The organism is Bradyrhizobium oropedii, assembly GCF_020889685.1.
Classification (GTDB): Bacteria; Pseudomonadota; Alphaproteobacteria; order Rhizobiales; family Xanthobacteraceae; genus Bradyrhizobium; species Bradyrhizobium oropedii.
The window spans coordinates 22430-28429 of sequence record NZ_JACMYO010000110.1; the positions used below are offsets into that span (position 1 = coordinate 22430).

At 64.6% G+C, this 6000-nt stretch carries 4 protein-coding genes; 3 read left to right on the top strand and 1 reads right to left on the bottom strand.

Translation table 11 applies throughout. From position 1 onward, the window contains the following. Positions 1-610 precede the first annotated feature (610 nt). Complete coding sequence (locus H8A95_RS26990; protein WP_229185965.1) at positions 611-1903, top strand: MFS transporter; 1293 nt, start codon at positions 611-613, stop codon at positions 1901-1903. Between the two features lie 103 nt (positions 1904-2006). Here the strand turns inward: H8A95_RS26990 and H8A95_RS26995 are convergent, their stop codons facing one another. Then, positions 2007-2621 carry a TetR/AcrR family transcriptional regulator gene (locus tag H8A95_RS26995; RefSeq protein ID WP_229185966.1) on the bottom strand — a complete coding sequence of 205 codons (615 nt, stop codon included), beginning with the start codon at positions 2619-2621 and terminating at the stop codon, positions 2007-2009. A gap of 157 nt (positions 2622-2778) precedes the next feature. On the opposite strand from H8A95_RS26995, the gene H8A95_RS27000 reads away from it, so the two are divergent. Next, positions 2779-4011, top strand: a complete 1233-nt coding sequence (locus H8A95_RS27000; protein ID WP_229185967.1) for a cytochrome P450 — start codon at positions 2779-2781, stop codon at positions 4009-4011. Positions 4012-4211: 200 nt separating this feature from the next. Beyond that, a partial coding sequence (locus H8A95_RS27005) for an AsmA family protein (protein ID WP_229185968.1) occupies positions 4212-6000 on the top strand: 1789 nt, incomplete at its 3' end.

The following is a 6000-nucleotide window of genomic DNA, read 5'->3' on the forward strand; positions in this document are numbered from 1 at the left end:
AGATCATAAAGGAAGGCTTCATCCCGAGGTGTGCCAACCGAGTGGGCTGGTACAGTATAGTGTTTGCAACTTCTGAGGGAGTGTTCGGGGATGCGCAATCGCGATACTCCCGACTGGTGGGACAGTGCAGGCCAGGCAGGCATTCGCGCCTTGCGCATGCAACGCAAATGCGTCCCTTGACTTCATGGCTGGATCATCTCGCGGCGAAAACTCGTCACCATTGATCTGCGTCAATGCATGAAGCGGTATTCTGCCGTCTCGCCGCCGATCGTGGGCGAGTTTGGCCGGGCGCGCGGTGCTACCGCTGGAGCGATCGTCATCGTTGTCTCCGGTGCCGCCAGTCGTCCGATCGAACGTGCTCGGAATGTCCGCAGGCAACGGAAGATCAGCTGACATGGCCGAGGGCTTCGACATCGCGCGCGAGTTTGCCGCGCCAAGCCTGACTGTCTATGAATTGCTTCACACAGTTTGGACTGTTGATTGAGCGAATTGACGCGGGCTGGTGGAATAACCGCCCTGGAAGCCACCTTGCCGGTCCATGGGACTTGACCGTCAGCGGCACGGGCTGAAACAAGTATTCGTCCTCTGACCCTGGCAACGAAGACCCCCCATGCGACTTCGCTTCTTCTACGGCTGGATCATCGTCGCGGTGACGTTCGTCACCATGGCCATCGGCGTCAATGCGCGCACGGCATTCTCGCTGTTCTATCCGCCGATCATCTCTGAATTCGGCTGGGAGCGCGGCGTCACGGCGGGCGCATTCTCCTTCGGCTTTGTCGCCTCCGCGATCGCGAGCCCGCTGATCGGACGGTTGATGGACCGCCGCGGTCCGCGCGCGGTGATGGAGCTTGGCGTGCTGCTGATGGGCTCGGGCCTGCTGCTGGCGCCGCTGACCACGCAACCCTGGCATCTCTATCTCACCATCGGCGTGCTGGTCGGCTCCGGCAGCGTTTGTCTCGGCTATTCCGGCCAGTCGCTGTTCGTGCCGAACTGGTTCATCCGCAGTCGCGGACTTGCGATCGGGCTCGCCTTTGCCGGCGTCGGCATCGGTTCGGTGACGCTGCTGCCATGGGTGCAGCACATGATCGAGCACACCGGCTGGCGCACCGCCTGCACGGCAATGGGGATCGTGGTGCTGGTCGTGCTCGCGCCGATCAATTTGCTGCTGCACAAGCGTCCGGAGGACATCGGCCTGCAGCCGGACGGCGATGCGGCACCGACCGCGACGTCGGCCAGGCCGGTATCGAACATTGTCGACCCAGTGTGGGCCGGCACCGACTGGACATTGTCGCGTGCGCTGCGCACCGCGCGGTTCTGGTGGATCGCGATCGGCTATTTCTGCGGCCTGTACATCTGGTACGCCGTCCAGGTGCACCAGACCAAATTCCTGCTCGACATCGGCTTCAGCTCCAATGTCGGCGTCTGGGCGCTTGGCGTCGTCAGCCTGCTCGGCATTCCCGGCCAGATCTGGCTCGGGCATCTCTCCGATCGCATCGGCCGTGAATGGGTGTGGGCGATCTCCTGCTTCGGCTTCGTGATCTGCTTCGCCGCGCTGGCCGCGCTGAAGTACTGGCCGAGCATGGCGCTGATCTATCTCATGGTCTTCACCCAGGGTGCGCTCGGCTACGGCCTGACATCCGTGATGGGACCGGTGGTGCTGGAGATCTTCCAGGGCAGGCATTACGGCAGCATCTTCGGCACCGTGATGCTGGCTGCGCTCGCCGGCGGAGCTGCCGGCCCCTGGATCACCGGCCAGCTCTATGACCTCTCGGGCAGCTATACGAGCGCCTTCCTGCTCGGGATTGCCGTCAGCCTGCTGTCGGCGTTCGCGATCTGGCAGGCTTCGCGCCGCAGGGTCCGCGCCGTCGCCGGACAGATGCACAAGATCGCAAGCGCGGCGTGAGCCTAGAGCCCTTTCCGTTCCGATGGAATCGGAACGGGGCTCTAGATTCTCGTTTGACGCGTTTTCTTCACGCGAACCGGTAGCCACTTCGCTCGAAAACGCTCTAGCGGGCGGAGGAGACGCCGATCGCGCGCTGCAAGTCGGTGATGGCGCGCAGGAAGCTGTCTGCCGGCGTGGTCTCCGGATCGATCAGGCGGTGCAGGCGGAAGCCGTCTTCGAGCGCCAGCACGACGGCACCGGTCCATTCCGGGTTGAGCGCGCCGTTCCGGCCGCCGTTCTTCCCTGTCGTCGCGACGATGTCCGTGATCAGCTTGCGCCGCGCGCGCAGCCGTTTTGCCAGTTCAGGCCGTCGCTTTTCCGCGCGTGCGACGAACAGGATCATCTCCATGTGCAGGAGCGGTGAGCGGCCGAGCGGATCTTGCCGGCTGCGATCCATGGTCCGGAGTGCCTCGATGAAATCGGCAAGGTTCTGGTGTTGGGCCAGCAAGTCGAGACATCGCCGGATCGATTGCTCGACGTGATCCTCGAGCATCGCGAAGATCAGCTCGTCCTTGCTCTTGAAGTTCGAGTAGAAGGCGCCGCGCGTGAAGCCCGCCGCGGCGGCGATCGCCTCGATGCTGGCGCCGCCGATGCCCTGTTCCTCGAACACCTGCGCCGCTGCCTCGAACAGCTTCTCGCAGGTGTCGTCCCGTGTCGGTCTGGTTCGAACCCTTGACATCGGCGCATTTTAGGGCAGAATGCAACTCGATACAACAGTGTATCCAATTGCATTCGACAGAACCAGAACCGCCGCATCCGTGATGGTGCGGTCTTGAGGATGACACCAAGGCGCGCCAAGGTCTTAAGCACCGGTGCAGCGAGCGAACGAGGTCACCATGAACGAGCAAGTTCAGCCGGCGAACGGCGATCCGCTTTTCAATCCGCTGGCCCCTGAATTCATTCGCAATCCCTATCCGCATTACGAGCGGCTGCGCCGCCTCGATCCGATGCATGTGAACGCGCACGGCGCCTTCGTCGCCAGCCGCCACGCCGAGGCGAGCCTCGTGCTGCGCGACAAGCGCTTCGGCAAGGACTATGTCGAGCGCACGATCCGCCGCTACGGCCCCAAGATCATGGATGAGCCGGTCATCCGCAGCATGAGCCATTGGATGCTGCAGCAGGATCCGCCGGATCACACCCGTTTGCGCGGCCTCGTCGTCAAGGCGTTCACCGCGCGCCGCGTCGAGGATATGCGTCCGCGCATCCAGCACGTGGTCGACGAAACGCTCGACCGCATCATTCCGCAAGGGCGGATGGACCTGATCGAGGACTTCGCGTTCCGTCTGCCGGTGACGATCATCTGCGACATGCTCGGCATTCCCGAGGAGCATCGCGAGGCTTTCTACACCGGCTCGCGTGACGGGGGACGTCTGCTCGAGCCGGTGCCGCTCACGCCGGAGGAAATCAAGCAGGGCAATGCCGGCAACGCGATGGCGGCGATGTATTTCCATCAGCTGTTCGAGCTGCGCCGCAAGCAGCCCGGCGACGACCTCACCACGCAGCTGGTGCAGGCCGAAGAGGATGGCCAGAAGCTGACCAATGAGGAGCTCACCGGCAACATCATCCTGCTGTTCGGTGCCGGCCACGAGACCACCGTCAACCTGATCGGCAACGGCCTGCTCGCGCTGTTCCGCAATCCGGACCAGCTCGCGCTGCTGAAGGCCAATCCCGGCCTGATCACCAATGCGATCGAGGAGTTCCTGCGTTACGATTCCTCGGTGCAGATGACCGGCCGTGTCGCGCTGGAGGACATCGAGGATCTCGGCGGCAAGCGCATCCCGAAGGGCGAGAGCGTGCTGTGCCTGCTCGGCTCGGCCAACCACGATCCGGCGGTCTATCCCGACCATCCCGAAAAGCTCGACATCCAGCGGCCGAACGTGCGGCCGCTGTCGTTCGGCGGCGGCATCCATTTCTGCCTCGGCGCCCAATTGGCGCGGATCGAGGCCGAGGTCGCGATCTCGACATTGCTGCGCCGGATCCCCGACCTGCGGCTCGATGACGCGGAAAATCCGGAGTGGCGGCCGACCTTCGTGCTGCGCGGGCTGAAGCGGCTCCCTGCGAGCTGGTGACGTTCCTGCGGGGCTGTGGCCTGCGGTGAGGCGGACGCACGCACGCTTGAAGGGAAATTCACCATCTAACCCGAAGTTGCAGCGGTAAAGCCGCTGTGACTTCGCCATACTTGTCTCTATATTTGGGGTGCTCCGGCCAAGGGTTGGCAAAGGGTTCAGCATAAGGAGGCTGCCGCGGAGCGGGTTCAAAGGGAGACACCGTGCAGACGACGCTGCTCGGCCTGGCAATTGCCTTCATTCTTGCACTGGTCGCTGCGCTGGTCGGCCCGTATTTCGTTGACTGGAACCAGTTCAGGCCGCAGTTCGAGGCGGAGGCGTCCAAGATCATCGGCACGCCGGTTCGTGTCGCCGGCAATCTCGACGCGCGCCTGCTGCCTGCGCCCTCGCTGCGGTTGAAAACCGTCACCGTCGGCGGCGCCAACGACCTCGGCAAGGTCCGGGCCGCCAATCTCGACGTCGAGTTCAGCCTGAGCTCGCTGATGCGCGGCGAGGTGCGCGCGAACGAGCTCACCATCAACGGCTTGTCGCTCGATCTCGGGCTCGATCCGAAGGGCCGGATCGACTGGTCTCCGTCGAGCGGGGCCTTCAACCTGGCTTCGCTGGCGATCGATCGTCTCAATCTGACCGGCCGTGTCGCGCTGCATGATGCCGCGAGCCGCAGCACGCTCGAACTGAACGACATTGCCTTCAGCGGCGACGTCCGCTCGCTTGCCGGCGCGATCCGCGGCGACGGCAATTTCATGTTCGAGGGCAACCGCTACCCGTTTCGGATCTCGTCGGGGCAAAGCGCCGATGCCAGCGGCACCCGCCTGCACTTCAACATCGATCCCGGGCAGCGGCCGATGTCCGCCGATCTCGACGGCATCCTGACCTTCGAGGCGCGCGCGCCGCGGTTCGAGGGGACCGTGACGCTGGCGGGCACGCCGGGCCAGCGCGGCGGCAGCGACGTGCCGCCCTGGCGGATCGCAGCAAAGGTGAAATCAGATTACTCGGCGGCGCGTCTCGACCAAATCGAGGTGAGCTATGGCGCCGAGGACCGCGCATTGAAGCTCGCGGGCAACGGTGATCTGCGCTTCGGCGCGTCGCCGCTGCTGCGCGCCTCGCTCACGGCGCGGCAGCTCGACGGCGACAAGTTCGCGGCCAAGGAAAGCGCCAAGGACAGCAATAACGGCAATGTCGAACCGGTGCGCGTGTTGCCGGCCCTGCGCGCGGTGCTGTCGGGCCTTCCGCAAAGCCCGATTGCGGCCCAGGTGGAACTGGCGTCGGAACAGATCATGCTCGGCGGGCGCCCCTTGCAGGACATCTCGGCCGAGCTGCAATCGGATGCGAAATCATGGACGGTGCGCCGGCTGGAGTTTCGCGCTCCGGGATCCACGCGGGTCTCGATGAGCGGCGCCAGCGCGCAAGCGGGCGCCTCGAACAGCTTCAAGACCGCGCTCAACATCGAATCGTCCGATCCCGATGCGTTGATGACCTGGCTGCAGGGGCGCGGCGACATCACCTATCGCAGCCAGAAGCCGTTGCGGTTGCGCGGCGACGTCACGGTGTCGCCGTCAGGCTTTTCGATCGACGCGATGAAGGCGGAGATAGAGAGTGGCACCGTCGAAGGCCGTGTCGCGGTGGTGCATCGCGAGGCGGCGAACGGCTCGAAGGTCGAGGCACAGTTGAAGGCGGAGCGGCTCGATCTCGACGCGACTGCAGCCCTTATCCGCTCGCTGGCCGGGCCGCAAGCCGAATGGCCCGACGAGGCGCAGCTGTCGCTCGACGTCGGGCGCGCGATCTCCTCGGGGCAGGAATTGCGGCCGCTGCTGGCGAAGATCGCCTACAGCCAGAAGAATATCGTGCTCGAGCGCGTGAAGATCGGTCAGCCCGACAATGTCACGCTCGATGGCAGCGGCAGTTTCGACCGCGCCAATTCGACCGGCAAGCTCGCGGTCGATGCGACCGCCGCGTCGCTCGGCCGGCTTACCGCCGTCGTCCAGCCGTTCG

Coding starts and splice junctions, on each gene's coding strand:
- H8A95_RS27000 (WP_229185967.1), top strand. CDS start 2,779: ATGAACGAGCAAGTTCAGCCGGCGAACGGCGATCCGCTTTTCAATCCG.
- H8A95_RS26990 (WP_229185965.1), top strand. CDS start 611: ATGCGACTTCGCTTCTTCTACGGCTGGATCATCGTCGCGGTGACGTTC.
- H8A95_RS26995 (WP_229185966.1), bottom strand. CDS start 2,621: ATGTCAAGGGTTCGAACCAGACCGACACGGGACGACACCTGCGAGAAG.